The sequence below is a fragment of the Klebsiella sp. CN_Kp097 genome (genome assembly GCF_040064495.1).
Taxonomy (GTDB): Bacteria; Pseudomonadota; Gammaproteobacteria; order Enterobacterales; family Enterobacteriaceae; genus Klebsiella; species Klebsiella aerogenes.
Map to the genome: position 1 here is coordinate 48959 of NZ_JBEAIL010000026.1, position 18881 is coordinate 67839.

Consider the following 18881-nt stretch of genomic DNA (forward strand, 5'->3'; position numbering starts at 1 on the left):
AAAGTGTCAAATTTCTTTATAAATCGACCGATTTTCGCATGGGTTATCGCGATAGTATTGATGCTTTCTGGAGCCTTGGCCATCCTCAAATTGCCGGTGTCGCAATATCCGACGATTGCTCCCCCTGCGGTACAAATTACCGCAAGTTATCCTGGGGCTGACGCCAAAACAGTACAGGATACCGTCACGCAGGTGATTGAACAGAAGATGAATGGCCTTGATGGACTAATGTACATGTCTTCTAATAGCGACGCTATGGGCAATGCCACCATTACCTTGACATTCTCCAATGGGACTGATCCCGATATTGCTCAAGTGCAGGTGCAAAACAAGCTTCAACTGGCTATGCCACTACTTCCACAGACAGTACAGAGTATGGGGATCAATGTACAAAAAGCCAGCAGTAGCTTCTTGATGGTGGTTGGCTTCACTGGTGAAAAAGGAAGTTCTCTGACTCAAGCGGATCTAGCCGATTACGTAGCTTCAACAGTGCAGGATCCTATCAGCCGAACCCAAGGGGTAGGCCAGGTGCAACTATTTGGCGCACAGTATGCGATGCGCGTCTGGCTGGACCCAAACAAACTAAATAATTATCAAATCACTACAGAGGATGTGGTACGAGCAATAAAATCACAAAACAACCAAATTGCCGGAGGACAACTCGGAGCTCTACCTGCCCCACAATCACAACGTTTGAATGCGTCTATTATCGCCCAAACGCGACTTAGTACGCCTGAGCAATTCGGCAATATCATATTGCGTGTTAATGAAGATGGCTCACAGGTTCGTCTACGTGATGTGGCTCGCGTTGAGCTCGGTAGTGAGAACTATAGTACTAGCGCTGAATACAATGGACGCCCAGCGGCAGGGCTTGGCATAAAACTTGCTACTGGAGCTAACGCTCTGGATACAGCTAAAGCGGTGAAGAACGAAATTGAGACCCTGAAGCCATTCTTCCCTCAAGGTATGCAAGTAGTATACCCATATGACACCACTCCGTTTGTGCAAATTTCAATTCACGAAGTGGTAAAAACGCTGCTCGAGGCCATCATCCTGGTATTCCTTGTGATGTATCTGTTTATGCAGAACTTCAGAGCGACACTAATCCCCACCATTGCGGTTCCAGTTGTTCTCTTGGGGACGTTTTCAGTGCTGGCGATATTTGGTTTCTCGATAAACACACTGACGATGTTCGGCATGGTACTGGCTATTGGACTGTTGGTGGATGATGCCATCGTGGTGGTGGAAAATGTCGAACGCGTGATGATGGAGGAGGGACTTTCCCCGAAAGAGGCAACCCGTAAATCGATGTCGCAGATTCAGGGGGCTCTGGTTGGGATTACGATGGTACTATCAGCGGTGTTTATTCCAATGGCATTTTTCGGAGGCTCCACTGGCGCTATATATCGTCAGTTTTCGGTGACTATTGTCTCGGCAATGGTGCTGTCGGTAATGACAGCAATGATACTGACTCCAGCATTGTGTTCTACACTCCTCAAACCGGGAAATCATGCGCCGCAAAAAGGTTTCTTCGCCTGGTTTAACCAAATGTTTACCAAGAGCACCGCTCACTACGAAGGTAGTGTTGGACGCATTATTCGTAAAACCGGTCGTATGATGGCACTGTATCTGTTTATAGTACTTGGGATGGCGGCGATGTTTATTCTGCTTCCTACTTCGTTTCTACCGGACGAAGACCAGGGGGTGTTTATGAATATGGTACAACTGCCATCGGGAGCCACTCAGGCACGGACACAGGCAAGCTTGGACAAAGTGACGCAATTCTATCTGAAAAATGAAGCGAAAAATGTAAATTCTGTGTTTACTGTTGCAGGCTTTGGTTTCAACGGTAACGGACAGAACAATGGCCTTGCATTCGTCAGCTTGAAGGACTGGAGTCAACGCAGTGGCGCAGAAAATCATGTGGAAGCAATTATTCGTCGCGCCAACATAGCTTTCCACCAGCAAATTAAAGATGGCGTGGCATTCGCCTTTAACTTGCCTGCAATTACCGACTTGGGTACCGCGACAGGTTTTGACTTCGAGCTTATCGATAAAGCAAATCAGGGGCACGCAGCGCTGACTAAAGCACGAAATCAATTGTTGTTTATGGCGCATAAATATCCGAATGTGGTAACGAAAATCCGTCCGAACGGGCTGGAAGATGCTCCGCAAATGAAACTTGAAATAGATCAAGAGAAGGCTGAAGCACTGGGGGTAAGCAATGATGCGATCAACCAAACAATTTCCACCGCACTCGGCGGAACTTACGTCAATGATTTCCTTGATAGAGGGCGTGTGAAAAAAGTCTATGTTCAAGCGGATGAAGAGTATCGGATGCTGCCTGATGATATTAACAATTGGTATGTTAAAGGCAAACACGACCAGATGGTACCATTTTCGTCTTTCGCCACAGCGAAGTGGGAATATGGATCCCCGCGCCTAGAACGTTATAACGGTCAACCATCAATGGAAATTCTCGGCGAGCCCGCTCCAGGTCGTAGTTCCGGTCAGGCGATGATGCTGATGGCGAAACTGGCGGCGAAACTGCCACAGGGATTTGATTATCAATGGACCGGTATGTCGTATCAGCAGAAGCTTTCAGGAAACCAAGCCCCAGCTCTATACGCTGTTTCTCTGGTGGTAGTATTCCTGTGTCTGGCAGCGCTGTATGAAAGTTGGTCGGTGCCGTTAGCAGTTATATTGGTCGTGCCACTTGGTGTCATTGGTGCACTTATGGGAGCAACGTTCCGCGGGCTCAGTAATGACGTGTACTTCCAAGTCGGTCTATTGACTACAATAGGACTATCAGCGAAGAATGCAATCCTGATCGTTGAATTTGCCAAAGACTTGATGGAGAAAGAGGGGAAAGGATTGATGGAGGCTACCCTTGAAGCTGTACGTATGCGCCTTCGTCCAATTCTGATGACATCGCTTGCTTTCATACTTGGTGTCCTACCATTGGTAATAAGCGATGGAGCAGGCAGTGGTGCGCAAAATGCAGTTGGCACAGGAGTCATGGGGGGAATGGTGACTGCCACATTGTTCGCCATATTTTTTGTCCCGGTATTCTATGTAGTAGTGATGCAACGCTTTAGCCGCAAAAAATAAGGCCTAATAGCGCAGCGGTAGGTGAATAATTCGAATCAGTTTACCCCGCTGTGCTTCCACATAACCGCCATCTGTCAGATCTTTCATCACCCGCAGGATCGTACTACGCGAAAGTTTGGTAGTTCTGAGAATGTAATTGAGAATCGTGGTTGTTTCCTTCAGATTTTCACCATGCATTTCCATTTCCATTAACTTGCCGCGAATGGTGTCGTAGGCGTTGCCATTCAGTAAATGCAGATCACGCCAAGTAGAAAAATGCAGATGAAAAGCGAGAACCCGCGAAACATCCCTCCATAAAATTGGGTTTTCATCCAGCAATCCCCGGGCTTTTGCCCCAGATAGTGCATAAACCTCACTTTCTGCAGAAAATTTAACGTAAGTAGTATTTCCCACTGGAATTACCAGTTCTGCTAGTCCAAAAATATGAGGGGCTTTCGCCATGCTCATTTGCAAATCGTCTGCACGTCGGTGTAACCCAAACCCCCCCTCAGTGAGGAGGTAAATTTCAGGGCCATTCTTATGAAAACTTCGCGGACGGCGTACTATTATTTTGTCTGCCTGCGGCAGTAGCACAGTCATCAGCCGTTCAATGCTGCCAATTGGCTTTAACCCCATGATTTTACTTAGAACATACTGAAGTGAATCACCGTGGGAAAGATTTTGGGATGTTATCATTCTGAGCCATTGAATCAAAAAATATGAAGGTGTCATACCTTTTGCAGGATATCAAGCACCATAGAGCAATAACATTAATGCTTCAAATAGGTTCTGGGAAGATTGAAGATAAAAAATGACAGGAACGCTATTAATACAGAAAAGAGAAGGAAGCATCGTCAGCAAAACACATCGTTACTTTTTACAAAGGTTATCAATCCCACACTGTTATCAGGCCGACAGTAAAAGATGATTGTTGCTGTGTGATGCGACGTCGTGCCTGTAGACTTACAGGTTTGTCCCTGTCGACCTGCCGCATTGACACTCAGCGTCCAGTTGCTGACGCGCATTTTTCAGGGAGCATCAGCAACTGGCGCTTGAATGGGGGCGTTTTGGTTACCAACGCATTGTGTAGTTGCTTCTTCGGGAGGGGCTTCACATCAACCTCAAGCGGATATACCGTATTTACCACCTTAATAAACTGAGAGTGAAACGCAGACGACACTGTAAAGGACTGGTGACCGGGCGGTTTCCGCTTCTGTGGCCGGATGCGCCGAACCTGACATGGTCGATGAATTTCGTTATGGACGTACTGGCCACTGGTTGCAGGATCAATACCTGATTTGCGTTGATAATTACCGAAGGAGTACCTGACGATTGTCGTCGTATTCGGGATTTCAGGTGTTGCAGGTCACGCATAATCTGTACCGTGTCGCGTTCTTTCGTGGCTATCCTGTGAAGATAAGCACCGTTCAGGGGCCGGAACTCACTTGCAGACTTGAAACAATGGGCCTTTGAACACGGTTTGGAACATCGGCCTTTCCTGCCGGGCAAGCCGACTAAGAACGGATTAATTGAGTTTTTTAACGGTCGATTCAGAGATGAGTGTCTCAATGAGCAATGGTTCAGCGATATTGTTTGCGCAAGGAACAAGATTAATGACAGGCGGCAGGATTATAATGTGAACCGTCAACACTCATCACTGAATTTACAGCAGACTGGCGAAACGGGAAATATAAAAAAACAAACGACATTACTAACTAAAGGTTGTATCTAATCCCAGGTGTAAGTTATCTCAGCTATATCGAACGTATTGATTTTGCAACCTGGATGTTTTGCGCATGAAAAAATGATGGGGCTACAGAAGAGGAAAAACAGAATGAGGCTATAATGTGCCTCGTGATGAGCTGCCCCCAATTCAATGCGTTGAAAAATTTTTCAAGCATTATTTTGTTTTTTTTAAGAGTCATCATGGTCTATTTTTACGATATTATTACTAAAACCAACATGACTTTAGGGCAAATCCAGCATGGTGCAGATTAAAGCAGTAACCGAATTCGAACAGATTGGAAAATGGGTAACACAAAATGAAACTTTGATTATGCAAAGCGTTATAAGTGTAATAGGTGCAATAATAATATTGTGTCTGGGAACAGTTTTAGCTCGAATTTTGTCTGTTGGCATAAAACGCTTTCTTCTACGTCGCGGCGTTGATAAGACCGTCGCTCAGTTTTCAGCCACTCTGCTTAGATACTCTTTGATTGTCTTTTCAGCAGTTGCAGCATTGGGCCGAATTGGGGTCGAAACCAGTTCCATCATTGCCGTTATTGGTGCGGCAGGGTTAGCTATTGGTTTAGCGTTACAGGGGTCTTTGGCTAATTTTGCTGCAGGGATCTTACTAGTTTCTCTACGTCCATTCAAAGCTGGTGAATATACAGATATGGGGGGGGTGGCTGGTACCGTTGAGGAAGTTCACATTTTCTCAACTACTCTGCGTATGCCAGACAACCGACAAGTTATTATTCCAAATAGTAAAATTATGTCAGGGGACATCATCAATTACTCCCGTCAACCCAATCGTCGAGTCGATTTGGTAATTGGTGTAGCTTATGATACAGATGTTAAATTGGTGAAACGAATTCTTCAGGAAGTCATAATACAGACGCCAGGAATACTCCATGAACTTGGTTATACCGTCAGATTAAATGAAATGGCAGCATCTTCCCTGAATTATGTTGTTCGAGTATGGGCTCAAAACTCGGATTACTGGGATGTCTACTACGACCTGATGGAAAGTATTAAAACAACACTTGATGAATATAAAATAGGGATTCCATTTCCGCAACTAGATGTTCACCTTCATCGAATAAAATAAACACAAGCAAGGCAGCTTAGAGTATGCCTGAGTTATACTCTAAGGTGTATGGGGACAGTAAGTTTTGTGGACTTACAAACGTTGTTTAATGAGATTTTTGGATGAGTTACCAGAAAATTTTGTGCCGAGGAATCATGATACTAGTGGCTGTGTTGTTAAGCGGATGCGTTAAAAAACAGACATCACCCCTGCCAGAATGCGACATTGATAATGACACTAACGTAGTGACCTGCGACTGGCAACTTCCACCATCATCGACTGGTGACAACAATTAGCAGTATTTTATACCAGCTACCTGTGCAGTAGTCTGGCCCACTTGGGTTTTCTCCACGATATGCTCTAGGACGCAGTTTACGGTTGCTTACATACTGATGAGTTTTGAGATGGTTGATTTCTTTCACGGTGAATATCCCGGTTTCATGCATAGCCGCAGAAAATTCCTCATCAGGAAAAGTGAGTTGTTGACTCGGCATACAGGTTTGAAAACTTTTATCTGGACATTCCAATGAGCAACAATGGGGTGCGGACGAATTCCTGGACCTTCAGGAGTTAATTTATGCATTCATATGAGGAGTGTATCCGGGCCATTGAACTCTATTACCGGTACGGTAAATGCTTCCGGCTGGAAAAGTCTATCTGTCGCCGGTTATCGACTGCTTTGATGGCCAGGTCGTGAGCTGGTCTATAGGAACACGCCCGGACGCTACGCTGGTGAATACCATGCTCGATGATGCGCTCAGCACACTCAGCACAAATGACAAACCAGTGATACACAGCGACCGGGGCGGCCATTACCGATGGCCGGGCTGGCGTGATCGTATCAACACATCCGGACTTAAAAGGTCCATGTCGCGCAAAGGATGTTCGTCGGATAATGCGGCGTGTGAAGGCTTCTTCGGGCGGGTCAAAAATGAAATGTTCTATGGCAGAAACTGGGCGGCTATAACGCTGGAAAAATTTATCTACATACTGGACAGGTACATACGCAGGTGCAATGAGTCCGGTGAAATACCGACAGCATCTTGGGATCACAACATAACAGTCCAGGAAAACATCCGCAGCCCCCAAATAGACATTATCATTGAGCCCCTACATTAGATGTCTGGGCTGTTTTTAAAGGTATGTCTGGGCTGTTTTTAAAGGCCGCTTTGTGGCTAAATTAAGATGTCCGCATGTGGGTTATGTTTCAACTTTTGCCAAAGATTTCCTGGCTCCTTGTCTGGAGTTGCTGCAGGGCTTCCAGCATGTCGTTCTGATTCAGACTTCGTTGTGATTTCCTGCCAGATTGTTTCTTTCTGCGAGATGTCTGTCCGTCAAGGGATGGCAGGGCCTGTGAGCGGGTATTGTCACGCTTGTCCTGAACCAGCTTTATCATTTCCAGTGCGCATCCCAGGCGTTTGTTGTCGACGATGGCTCCCTGGTCCAGTTCTCCCAGCCGGTCGTAAGTGATGAAGGGCAGGGAAGTACCGTTAGCCCGGATCTCAATAGCGCCGTCCGGATACTGCCAAACATCAATGTACTTCCCCTGAAAACGCCGGTTTTCTTCATTGTCTTCAAGCAGATATAGCTTCTTATCGTACTGTAGTGTCAGGTTTTTTGAGACCTTACGATGTTCACGCCAGGTGAATGTTGCCTCCAGATTTTCATTATTCTCAAGCGGACGGTGAACGTCGAAATCGTGACGAGGTGGCTTTGCAAACCGGCGGTTGTAGTCAGCCATGAATTCTCCGGCAAAGGCGTTTGCTGCCTCGGGGGTACTGATACCGCGAAGCCGCAGTTCCTTGACGAGGCGATCCTGCAACGTCAGGTGAGCCCGCTCAACACGGCCCTTGGCAGAACTGGTATTGGCACAGATACCGGTGATGTTCAGCTCGCTCATGGCACGGCCAAACTGAGTCTGGCCATCTCCATCGGTGGCCTGCTTGTTGTTAACCCTGAAGACACTGGCCTTGTCGCTGTAGAACGCCAGAGGCTTACCGTAACGCTCCAGATAGCCCCGGGTGGCTTCAAAATAGGTGAAAGTGGACTCAGAACTGACGAACAGAAGCTGCATCAGCCGGCTGGTCGCATCATCAACGTAAACGAGCAGCGTGCAGGCCGGACCACGATCCTCGAACCAGCGGTGCTCACAGCCATCAATCTGGATGAGTTCTCCAGTGCAGGTCCGACGCGGTCGTGGCTGATGTACACGAGGCGGCCGTAGCTTGCGGGGGATCCATAAACCAGCCTGTGTCATCAGCTTGCGTACCGTCTCTTTGGCCAGATACAGCCCATGAACCTCGGCGAGCTTCTCACAGGCTAAAGTCGGGCCAAAATCAGCGTAGCGTTCTCGGATAATACGTAGTGCGCGTTCAGCGAGGCCTGGCATGAGTTGCCGGTTGCCAGGCTGGCCACGACGACGGTTAAAAAGTGAAAGCGGCCCATGTTCACGATAGCGCTCCAGCAACCGTCGGCAGTGTCTGTCAGATATCTCAAGCCGGGTTGCTGCAAGACGTGTGGTAAGACGGTGGTCTATAACGTCCTGAAGGATCCTGAGTCGGTTTACATCGTTCATTGAGAAAAACTCCGTTCCGTATGCCGTCATGAGTCTCATCCTTTGAAAGCCGTGATCGCTGTGGTGAGACTGTAGCGCGGACATGTCTATTTGGTCAGAGACGGACATCTCAATTTAGCCACTACAATATGTGTCTAGCCAATGTTCAAATGTCGTATTTAAAACCAGGCTGACGTGACGTCTGTGGAGAGTCCGGGCAATCCTTTCTCTAGTCTGATTCAGGTTTTGAGGACGGGCGAGGGTGCCAGGTTTTCTCGGCAATCATCAGTTTCCGCACGGTCTCTTTTGAAATCTGAATACCATATTCTGTGGTCAGTATTCGCCAGATTGCAGACGGGTTCATGCCCCGGCCGCGTGAGCGGATGAGCTGCAGAGTCTGGGCTTTAATATCCGCCTTTAACTGATGATTGCCTGGCTTTCCCTGACGGCGGCTGAGCAGCCCTGTCGGCCCTGATTCGCGGTAACGTTTAACCAGACGGATGCACTGGCGGGGGGAGAGTTCTGCGGATTGTGCCAGCTCCGCCAGCGTGATCTCCCGCGCAATGTACGCTTCAATAAGATCCAGGCGCAGCGCGGCCTGCAGTATCTGCCATGCGGTATAGTGGCCGTTCATTTCGCCCTCATCTGCCAGCATCCAAATCTGTTCCGCAGGTGAGGGAAGGGCTCATCGTTTCAGACTGGGGCTAAAATCCTGCGGACTGGCCAGCACCGGATTAATCGCCCTGAGCTCTTCCAGTACGCGCTCCTGAGCACGCCTGCGGGGCATTTTTTTACTGCGCATTCGCTTTCCTTCCGCCTCCAGCTCGTCCTGCTTCTGCTGTGCCAGTCTCAGAACGGCGCCCAGCCGTTTGTTGTCGACAACCGCACCCTGATCAACGCAGGCCAGTGTATCGAAAACCTGATAATCCAGCGGCCGGTGCCGGTGACGGAAAGCAATGCTGCCGTCAGGGTAATCAAAAACGGTAATTTTTTCACCTGCTATTCGGGTATTTTCTTCGGTGGGATCAACGATATACATTATCTTATCGTACTGAAATGTCAGTGCTTTCGATAAGGTTCGCAGCTCCTGCCAGGCGAAGATATCATTGAGTTCCTGTGGACTCTGGGTGACCGGACGGTGCAGGTCTTTGGGGTATTTTGCCAGCCGGGAGAACCGGCGGTTAAAATCGGACATGAAGTACTCAAGCCACTGATTGGCCTGGGTAATCGAGCTGATATTCTGCAGACGCATCTCTTTAATCAGGCGATCCTGCAGGGTTTTATTGACCCGTTCCACGCGGCCTTTGGCCTGGCTGCTGTTGGCGCAAATCAGTTCGATCGCCAGTTCCCGGAGAGCCCGTCCGAACTGGGTTGTGCCGATACGCCGGCTTTCCGGTCCGCTGACCCGGAATACGGCATGCTTGTCACTGTAAAAAGCAACTGGTTTACCATGTTTATCAATGTATTGTCGTGTAGCCATCATGTAGTCAAACGCGTTTTCTGAATCACAAAATCGCAGGTGCATCAGGCGACCGGTGGCATCATCCATAAAGACCAGAAGGCAGCATTTCGGGGCGCGGCCCTCGAACCAGTCATGGTGCGAGCCATCGATCTGAACCAGTTCGCCAAGACAGTCGCGACGATAGCGTGGCTGATAAACCCGGGTTCGCCGGCGGGAATGAGGACGCCAGAGGCCGTCGGCTGTCATCCAGTTACGGACGGTTTCAACGGAAAGATGAATATGGTGGCGTTCAGCCAGTTTTTCCGTGGCGAGCGTCGGACCAAAGTCCGCATAGTGACACCTGATCAAATCCAGGGCTTTGCAGCGGATCTCTTCATCGATACGGTTATTTGCAGGACGGCCACGGCGGGAAGATGCAAACGCGGTTGCGCCATCTGTCCGGTACAGGCGTACCAGACGCTGGACCTGGCGAACACTGAGTTCAAGAATGTCCGCAGCGTCACGCTGAAGCAAAGCCCGGTCGAATACTCGCTGAATGATGCCAAGCCGGTAAAGTTCTCTGTCTGTCATAGTCACCAACATAAGATCGAGGTCCTGTGCTGAGCAAAATGAACGCTTAGCGTACACGACGCGAGTGAATTGTGCTGAGACGACAATAACGCTTTGTGCTGACAATATGAATGCGCATAATGCGTTTTATGTTAAATATTATGCAGTTAATGTAAATTTCATGGTTTAGCTCTTGTTCCTTGTGGTGGTTGGGTACAGTCCCGGTTCTCATGCTCCAGGCCGGAGATCGTCAGTCAGTTTTTGCAGCGCGTGCCGGCCACGCCAAGATGAACGTGGCCAGCTGAAGACAATGGGCTCAAGGCCTCTCTCTGCTTCAGCGCCGTTCCACACCATCACCGTCGCCACCTCCCGTCCCGTGTAACTAAAACAGGTGTGCTTACATAACCGGCCAGTCTTCTACTTTTCTGTTAGAAAAAACCTGTGAGCCGTACAGAAGATTTCCATTACCTTAACGCCACATTGAAAAGTTACAGAACGAAATTCGACGCCAAATTATCCAAAATTGGACTTACAGCACCCAGGATTTGCACTATATTAAGACTGTCTTCTGTAGACTCCTTTTTTTATGTTGATTTATTCCGCCCGTTTCTGCGGGCTTTTTTTATATGGCGGAATGCATCTGCCCACTTAAAGTGCCATCAATCTTTAAGAGATGTATTCTACCGCCAGCAATGGCGAGACGTGACGGTTCCTCCCGACTGGCATCGGGGTCATTGTGTTACGGCCTCGCTACCCATTGACTAAAACACCACTAGAAGTGCCATGTGGTACCACGCCACATACCTCCAGAAATACTGCCCGAACTCTATCGGGCTTTTTTTCTTATGGCCACTCCTGTTTCATCACTATCCCGAATCCGGCAACCAGCATCTCATCCACCACGCCACCGATATCTGTCGCCACTATCGGTTTAGCCAGTCCCTTCTCTGCCGCCGGGCATTCCGGCTTAAGGACCGGGTCTGTATCACCCTTTTGTGCCATTTCCAGCATCCGCACCCACGAGTTAAACTTGCGCCTTCACATCATTTTGTAGTTGTCAAGTAATATTGGCCACTACAAAATGTAGTGGCACAGTAAATTTCTATGGTGTGAACCATGGATTGTTTCCGTCCGGAAAAGAATCCACTCCCTTAACTTCATCTTCATCAAGAGCGTCTCCTTCGATCGCTTCCCTATCCCTGGTAATAAGTGACCTGCCCATAACCTTTGCAAAATCAGTTACCCTGCACCAAATAAGTCTCAAATGACACTTTTTTACAGTTGCCTGATCATCTCATGACAATTCATAGTGTCGGTGTGGAGTTCAGGGTTTTCATGTGTGGTCAATCGTAACCCCACAGACGCTGAAAAGGTTTTTCCTTGGCAGGTTATCCCTTAAGTTTCCTTTCCCCTGTTTCCGCCAGGGGATTTTTTTGACCCTGGCCCAAATTCAGTGCAGTGCTAAATCAGAGATCTTCGTCTTTCTGGAGACTTCGGATAAATTCAGCCGGAGTCATGTCATTTAGTGATGAATGCGTCCTCTCATGATTATATTCCCTGCGCCACTTGTCGAGTTTGTCCTGCGCATCTTCCAGTGACAGGAACCAGTGAATGTTCAGACATTCGTCCCGCAGGCTGCCGTTAAATGACTCAATAAACGGGTTATCGGTCGGTTTCCCGGGACGGGAGAAGTCCATCGTGACACCGTGCTCATACGCCCATTTATCCAGACTTTTCGAGATGAACTCGCTGCCGTTATCCGTCTGGATACGTACCGGCAGGCGTTTATCCAGCATCCGTAATGCTTCCACTATGCTGACCACATCCTCGCCTTTCAGCGATTTTCCGGCATGGATCGCCAGACACTCCCGACTAAAATTATCCACTACAGTCAGCGCCAGAAAACGCCGCCCGTTAAACAGACTATCCGACACGAAATCCATACTCCAGCACTGATCGATATGCGTCAGGGCCGGGCGCTGCTGGCGGCGTGCAGCACTGACATGCCTGCGGGGGCGCTTTCTGCGCAAATTCAGGCCTTCCAGACAATAAATCCGGGGAGGTTTCTTGTGGTTAATCTGCCAGCCTTCCCGCCGCAACTGGATATGAATACACGGGCAACCGTACCGGATCCGGGTTTCCGCTATTTCCCGGATACGCAGGGTTATCGCCCGATCGTCACGCCGGCTCTGCCAGTGGTAGACAGTTCTGCTCTGCATCAGCAACCCGCATCCCCGGCGGACACTGTACGATAGGCCTCCTGCAGAAAATGCACCGCCTGGCGCTTCTGAGCCGGCCTCAGAACTTTTGTTTCAGTACCTCCTGCAGCATCTCCTTGTCCAGACTCAGGTCTGCCACCAGTTTCTTCAGCCGCTGATTTTCATCCTCCAGTTGCCGCAGACGGCGCAGTTCCGTTACGCCCAGACCGGCGAATTTCTTCTTCCAGTTGTAAAACGTGGCCTCAGAAATGCCCATCTTTCTGCAGACTTCCCCGACGCGGGTGCCGGTTTCGGCCTGTTTCAGCGCAAACGCGATCTGTTCTTCGGTATAACGGGTCTTTTTCATGGCGATGTGCCTCTCTGTGAGATGGAAGAAAGACCGGAGACTTCAGTTTAGCCTGGCACTGTTTTCAGGGAGGAGATCAATCAGAGGCCACACAAGGCTGTCAGCTTCATTATTTACCACCACCGTTTTGCGCGCATCTGTTGACAGACCACAGACACCAGACCAGCGCCATAACCACCACGACGGTGTGCCCTTAACAGGCTCAGGTCCAAGAACTGAAACCCGTTCCAGCACCACAACGTCTGGAACACGGGTACGTAACCCGGCCGCAAAATATTGTGTTCCGACTCGTCGCTTTCGCAGTCGGGTGATATTCGCTGGTGATCGAGCGAGCGTAAAAAGTAATCGGCGCGAGACAACCAGTCTATTGTTCCGTTTACCGCGATAATAGTGACGTTATCCGGCGGCTCAAATCCGGCAGCCGAAGGTCCGGAGCCGAAAATAATGGCGCGAGTGCTTGTTCGAGAGATATACACACACCGTTTGGGGCAGTGATTGTCTTACCTGGTGCAATGATCACGGCGGTCTTTTTTGTACCCTCCGCTTTTTCTACCTGCCTATAAGAGTTGCATGCGGATAGCAGACAGGCGATTGCTGCGCTAGCAATGACGATTGTGAGCTTTCTCATTTGGTTAGAAATTGTAGGTGGGTTGCCAGCAGCCTGACTTCATCACCGCAGCATGGCATCGGCGGCAGCCTCCCACTCCTCAATGGCCATCAGTTTCAGAGTGTCATGAAAGTCAGCCAGTCCACTCACGCCCATCTGGTAGACCATGCTCGTCAGGATATCCGTGCGGGCCGCGTTGCAGTCCTTCAGCGCTGAGGCAATGTCCGGGTTCTTCGCCATATCCTGACGTACCTGACTGACGTCGTCCTGCTGCCAGGTATCGATGGTACTGTCGCTGAGGGTGAAGGTGTAATGGCTTAAGGGAGCGCCGGCAGGCCCCAGACGGAAGCCAACGCCCCAGTAGGATAACCAAGGCTGTCAATGTAATGTGCATTCTTTTTGCCCTCTTCCTGCTTCAGCAGGGGGATAATCTGACTCTGTCCGCTCATCGTACTTTTTTCCACCAACCACGCATGTAGGGAAGCCAGCAGCGGTTTGCTACGGGATTGCCTGGCTGCCAGACGCTCTGCTGTCGTGAGGCCGCGTATTTCGCGTACAACTCACCGACCCGTTTCAGGGCCTCTTCTGCTGTCGCTTTTCTGAGCGGGTAACAGCAGTGGCAACAATGCCGAGGAAGAAGGCGAAAAGAGGCAGAGGCGTAAACAGACTGAACAAAATTTGGGGTAATTCACGATGGGTAGATCCAAAGCACTCACTAACGCAAGCATTGTCTTTCTGTTCATCTGCTTGCTTGGCGCGATTATTGGGTTGGCGGGCGGAATTGTTTGGGGTACGTATGGATGCGGAGCACTTACCACGTTCACGCTCCTCATTGCCTGCATCTGCGGAGTGGTCGCGTTCGCGATAAGCGTAAATGGGTGGTGAGGAAGCAACATGAAATCACAATGCCAGCCCCAAGGCTAGCATATTACAGCGGTAACCTGCTCCCCCCGATATTCCCAGACAGGCTTTTCCGGCGGCCGCTGAAGACTGCTATGCCAGTACGATTGCGGCCAAACTGGCGATTGCCGGAGAACTGGCTACCCCGCTGGTCAAACTATCCAGGTGGACAGGCTATTTATTGAACAATTACTGAGTGAAACGTTCATACGCCGGATCGTGCTGGATCGCGTAAGGGAGTATTTCCGTAGACAGAAAAAGGAAGGCGATCATGCGAGTTAAGGTTATGCAATTTTACGGCCTGACAACTCAGATGACTCAGGCCGGATACTACGAAACGGATACGCATAAGCAACTGACGAAAGATATCAGAGCTGCCATTCAAGGGAGGCTGATCGCCCTTTGCGGTGTTGTGGGTTGCGGTAAAACCGTGACACTCCGGCGGCTCCAGCAAATTTTACGGGAAGAAAATTGCGTCACTGTCGCCAAATCGCTGTCGGTTGAAAAAAGCAGCATCAAGCTGTCCACCCTGATTTCGGTTCTGTTCTACTATCTGGTCCTGGACAAGGCCGTCCAGATCACCGAAACAGGGTGAACGTCGTGAGCGCGAATTGCAAGAACTGGTGAAAAGAGGGTATTCGCCGTGTAGTCGGCTACTATTGCATCGCAACCAGTTCGGTGAGCCACTCTGACTTAGGCCGAAATTTACGTCAGAATATGCCGGAACAAGTTCCAGTTGTTTTGCTGGGGCGTCTTGCGGTCGATGTCTGTACACAAGACCATAATTTCGGAAAAGGGTTACTTAATGATGCCGTGATGCGCATTTCCAACTTAGCCGATCAAGTCGGCATCAAAGCTATCATGGTGCATGCTATTGATGCTAAGGCGAAAGCATTCTATGAGTATTTTGGGTTTGTCCAATCCCCAATAGCGTCAAACATGTTGTTCTACAAGCTGTGTATTAGACGTCAACTAGTTTTGCCGACTGGCGCCAACTATGCTGGCCGCATCCTTTAGTGCGGCGTTAAGCCGCGCTGGTTACTGCCTTTGCCGTCTTTTTCCTGTAACTTTCTCCCTTCAGTTCGAACATATATCCGTGATGGATCAACCGGTCCGCAGCCTCCCGCGCACACGCCGTGACACGGGAGCCTCCTGCTGTTTTCCTGCGCATCATGCCTTACCCTGCCACCACACAGCCCCCTGGCGGTGGCGAAAACTATTTAACCTGCATGGCATTTTTGACAGCGGTCACACCTTTGACTTGTCGTGCAACCCCTATCGCAACCAGCTCCTGTTCTCGGGACGGAACAAACCCACTCAGCTGAACATGACCTTTCCAGGTCTTCACTGTGATATCGGACGAGTCGATATTGTCCGTTTCAATCAGCGCGGTTTTGACTTTGCCGGTGATGACCGAATCATCCAGCGTCCGCCCTGTGCTCTCACTGCTAGGTGAAGACGCACAGCCCCCCAGAAGTAGCGCCGCCGTGATGACCGCGCAGTACCAGAAAATCATTTTGTTGTTTTTCATATCGCTTTCTCTGTCAATACCCATCACCCCGGTACGAGGCCGGCGGTATTCGCCTCACGTCGCGTCAGGGGGATAAAAATGTGCCGGAAAGCCGGCGCAACGGACTATTATGGTGGTCAGACACAGGCTCTGCCATTGTGATGTGGTGGCATTTGATGAGCCATACCCGACACGCCAGACCCCGGAGGGACTGGCGACCCAGACATCACATTCAGGCCCGTCCGGCCTGTTGTTTCAGCAGTGCCAGAAAACGGGTTTCCACGTCATTCAGTCGGGTAAGCCACTCCTCCGGCGACAGTGTGGCGCCCTGGGAAGAGAGGTAGTGCAGGGCCAGTTCGCGGGCCTGATGGTGCATGATTTGATGCGTTAACATAGGGTGTTATTCCATGGTGCGGTTGTCGCAAGGAAGTGCCCCTGCGAGGGTCACTTCCCGTAAATATCGGCTCAGGCCCTGAAGCAGCTCCCGGTTGGAGCGCTCCGTCAGGTGGAAGCCCGCTGACAGTCCTGAAGGCGGGACTGCAGGGAGGTCAGGCCGCCGCTCCAGTGCAGCACCACATTTTCTAGGCGATACAGGCGGTCCAGCTCCTGATTCAGCCGGGCCATCCGGCCAGGTAGTAAGGGGGTCAGAAAAAGTCAGAATGCATGAGTCATCTCGTGGTCAAAAAATACAGTCAGGGTGGCACGGTTCAGAGGCGGGATTCGCCAGTGGCGGTTATCACCACTGACAGCTCCAGCACAGGCTGCTGACCGCTCACAGGAAAATCCAGATAGTGGTGGCAGGCACCTCCCGGCTCCGGGCCCACCTCCCAGTCGGTATGCCGGACCGTCCCGGCCGGCGTCCGACGGAGAAACTGCTGGGCAAACATATCAGCGCAAGTCAGGGCCCGGGGCCCGGTCAGTGACAGGTGCCTGGAGGTACGGGGAAGTCCTGTGCCATAGCATAATAACTCTCCCCGCCTGGGCCCGCAGGGGAAGCGTCAGGGTTACGGCACTGACCGGCTCGGCGGTCAGCCGGAAACACATCACATATGCCTGCGAGACCGCGCCTGGCGTGAATATCTGATCGAAGGCACTCAGTTGCGGCGCCCCGTACAACCGACAGCCGGACGGTAAGGAGCGGAGAGGCAGGTGACAGGGTGTGCATAAGGTCATCTCTGTGATAAAAACGCAGGACAGACGGCACAGGACACCTGACCACGCGCCAGTACGTCGGTGCGTTACTTCGTCATTGCGCTGCCGTCTTGTTTTCAATAGCGTTGTGGTAAAAAGACGATATTCAGCAGTCGTCCGCGGTGGGTCTCAATGTATCCCCCTTCATTGAGGGCTTTGAGGATACGCAATACCGTACTGCGGGATAACCGCGTACTGTGCGTAATGTAGTGCGAGATGGACACCTCCGAGCGAAAGGCCTCATCCTGTTTCTCCAGCTCAAATAACTTTCCGCGAATGGCGTCATAGGACGAATCACTGAGCAGATGGAGGTCACGCCAGACAGAAAAATGCAGATGAAAGGCCAGAATGCGGGCCACATCCTCCCAGAGTGCCGGTTGCTGACCAAGGGTCGTCCGCACCTTCTCCCTGGAGACCACCGACACCCTGCTCTCCGGGCTGAATTTGACACGCGTTGACATCTCTACCGGCGTAAGTAACTCGGCAAACCCCAGCACATGAGGGGCCCGTACAACCCCCAGGATCAGGTCATCACTGCCACGTTGCAGATACAGTGCGCCGTCGGTCAGCAGGTAAATCTCCCCCATTTTGCTGCCCAGGGTGCGCGGGCGACGACAGGAAATACCGTCCGCCAGCGGCAGCAGCGCGTCCATCAGCCGCTGAATACTGTCCTGAGGCTTGCACTGTAAAATTTTATCCAGGGTATCAGGCAGGCTGTCATGATGAAACATCGAAGGCATAAGTCATTCTCCATTGCGGGCATATCAGCGCCCTGGTTCCGCCTGTGGCACAGCCGGTCCGGTGGCCACAATCCGGACGTGATAAATCATAGTCGCCCCCGGAGGGATGGCCGGGGGGAGTCCTTTATCGCGATAGGCACCTGTGGCGGCACAACCATGACCAGACTGCCGTGGTTCTTCAGGCGGGACAGCGCTTCCCGGAACACCGGCGGGAAACGCGCCACCGGCAGCGTCACCACCTGGTCGGTGGCTGCCATATCACTGACCGCAGTGCCGTCTGGCAGACTTTCTTTCATGACAACCGAGAGGAAGCTGCCGGGAGCGCCCCTCCCTTTTCCAGGCGTCTCCACCTATATCGCCACCCCATCATGCAGGATTTTCACCCCCGGCCTTTTCCTGAAGTCAGCCATGTAGCACTTGCCGTCGGCCTGCGCGGCCATCCGCGCGGCGTTGCGATGTTGATTGAGGGCCATATCGCTGTTATACAGCGCCTGATTCAGGGGATTTTCATCCAGTTTTGAACGTCCGTAATAAGCATCTTCAAGTCCGGCCAGCACCATTACCGGGGATAATGTGATGCCCTGAGCGCTGTGGCGTGCCAGCATGCTTTTCACCTGCGCGGCAAGAGCAGCGCCGGTCGCATACGCCCAGATATCCTGCTCACTTTTTGGCATAAGCGCCGGTTTGAGCTGCGCCGTGTTCCGGGCCGTGGCAAACTGCGGCTGGCGTTGCTCCTGGAGGCGTTGTGTCAGTTATGTGACGGTGCTTTGTGCCTGCGCCAGTTGCTGTGAGAGGAGTGTCACCAGTCCGGCAGTTGCCGCACCGGTTTGCCCTCCCTGCCCACGCCGGGCCTGCTGCATGTCCCGGTCCTGTGTTGCAGCCGGTGCAGTTGCCCTTATTGTCC

The 18881-nt window shown here is 50.9% G+C and carries 13 protein-coding genes and 5 pseudogenes; 6 read left to right on the forward strand and 12 right to left on the reverse strand.

Going from position 1 to position 18881, the window contains the following annotated elements; genetic code table 11:
* Positions 1–3: 3 nt before the first annotated feature.
* Complete coding sequence (locus tag ABLV07_RS20660) at positions 4–3111, forward strand: efflux RND transporter permease subunit (RefSeq protein WP_348853742.1); 3108 nt, start codon at positions 4–6, stop codon at positions 3109–3111.
* 3 nt (positions 3112–3114) lie between these two features.
* Here the strand turns inward: ABLV07_RS20660 and ABLV07_RS20665 are convergent, their stop codons facing one another.
* Positions 3115–3822 carry a helix-turn-helix domain-containing protein gene (locus ABLV07_RS20665; RefSeq protein ID WP_348853743.1) on the reverse strand — a complete coding sequence of 236 codons (708 nt, stop codon included), beginning with the start codon at positions 3820–3822 and terminating at the stop codon, positions 3115–3117.
* A gap of 206 nt (positions 3823–4028) precedes the next feature.
* Here ABLV07_RS20665 and ABLV07_RS20670 point away from each other — a divergent pair.
* The 3 genes and pseudogenes from ABLV07_RS20670 to ABLV07_RS20680 all read left to right on the forward strand — a co-directional run.
* Positions 4029–4809, forward strand: a pseudogene (locus tag ABLV07_RS20670) (integrase core domain-containing protein); the annotation flags it as partial.
* Between the two features lie 265 nt (positions 4810–5074).
* Entirely contained in the window at positions 5075–5920 is an 846-nt protein-coding gene (mscS, locus tag ABLV07_RS20675) for a small-conductance mechanosensitive channel MscS (protein WP_348853744.1), read from the forward strand.
* A 615-nt stretch (positions 5921–6535) separates the two neighbouring features.
* Positions 6536–6959: pseudogene (locus ABLV07_RS20680) on the forward strand (DDE-type integrase/transposase/recombinase); the annotation flags it as partial.
* Between the two features lie 147 nt (positions 6960–7106).
* Here ABLV07_RS20680 and ABLV07_RS20685 read toward each other — a convergent pair.
* The 7 genes and pseudogenes from ABLV07_RS20685 to ABLV07_RS20715 all read right to left on the reverse strand — a co-directional run.
* Positions 7107–8504, reverse strand: coding sequence for an ISNCY family transposase (locus tag ABLV07_RS20685; protein WP_348853746.1), 1398 nt, complete (start codon positions 8502–8504; stop codon positions 7107–7109).
* 178 nt (positions 8505–8682) lie between these two features.
* A complete protein-coding gene (locus ABLV07_RS20690; RefSeq protein ID WP_348853747.1) occupies positions 8683–9108 on the reverse strand; it encodes a helix-turn-helix domain-containing protein in 426 nt (141 codons plus the stop codon).
* A 30-nt stretch (positions 9109–9138) separates the two neighbouring features.
* Complete coding sequence (locus ABLV07_RS20695; protein WP_348853787.1) at positions 9139–10485, reverse strand: ISNCY family transposase; 1347 nt, start codon at positions 10483–10485, stop codon at positions 9139–9141.
* A gap of 822 nt (positions 10486–11307) precedes the next feature.
* Positions 11308–11466 (reverse strand): hypothetical protein, encoded by a 159-nt coding sequence (locus ABLV07_RS20700; protein WP_348853748.1) that lies wholly within the window; start codon positions 11464–11466, stop codon positions 11308–11310.
* Between the two features lie 464 nt (positions 11467–11930).
* Positions 11931–13029: pseudogene (locus ABLV07_RS20705) on the reverse strand (IS3 family transposase).
* 670 nt (positions 13030–13699) lie between these two features.
* The gene (locus ABLV07_RS20710) at positions 13700–13876 is read right to left on the reverse strand and encodes a glycoside hydrolase family protein (RefSeq protein WP_348853749.1); all 177 of its coding nucleotides are present in this window, start codon (positions 13874–13876) and stop codon (positions 13700–13702) included.
* Between the two features lie 188 nt (positions 13877–14064).
* Positions 14065–14237, reverse strand: a pseudogene (locus tag ABLV07_RS20715) (transposase); the annotation flags it as partial.
* A gap of 570 nt (positions 14238–14807) precedes the next feature.
* Between ABLV07_RS20715 and ABLV07_RS20720 the strand changes: the two are divergent.
* Both ABLV07_RS20720 and ABLV07_RS20725 read left to right on the forward strand, forming a co-directional pair.
* A pseudogene (locus ABLV07_RS20720) lies at positions 14808–15171 on the forward strand (AAA family ATPase); the annotation flags it as partial.
* A gap of 82 nt (positions 15172–15253) precedes the next feature.
* On the forward strand, positions 15254–15553 hold the full coding sequence (locus ABLV07_RS20725; RefSeq protein ID WP_348853750.1) for a hypothetical protein: 300 nt from the start codon (positions 15254–15256) through the stop codon (positions 15551–15553).
* Positions 15554–15752: 199 nt separating this feature from the next.
* Here the strand turns inward: ABLV07_RS20725 and ABLV07_RS20730 are convergent, their stop codons facing one another.
* From ABLV07_RS20730 to ABLV07_RS20745, 4 genes are all read right to left on the reverse strand, one after another.
* Positions 15753–16067, reverse strand: coding sequence for a BON domain-containing protein (locus ABLV07_RS20730; protein WP_348853752.1), 315 nt, complete (start codon positions 16065–16067; stop codon positions 15753–15755).
* 211 nt (positions 16068–16278) lie between these two features.
* A complete protein-coding gene (locus tag ABLV07_RS20735) occupies positions 16279–16440 on the reverse strand; it encodes a hypothetical protein (protein ID WP_348853753.1) in 162 nt (53 codons plus the stop codon).
* A gap of 874 nt (positions 16441–17314) precedes the next feature.
* Positions 17315–17977 carry a helix-turn-helix domain-containing protein gene (locus ABLV07_RS20740; RefSeq protein WP_348853754.1) on the reverse strand — a complete coding sequence of 221 codons (663 nt, stop codon included), beginning with the start codon at positions 17975–17977 and terminating at the stop codon, positions 17315–17317.
* A 350-nt stretch (positions 17978–18327) separates the two neighbouring features.
* Positions 18328–18651, reverse strand: coding sequence for an FKBP-type peptidyl-prolyl cis-trans isomerase N-terminal domain-containing protein (locus ABLV07_RS20745; RefSeq protein WP_348853755.1), 324 nt, complete (start codon positions 18649–18651; stop codon positions 18328–18330).
* Positions 18652–18881: the final 230 nt, after the last annotated feature.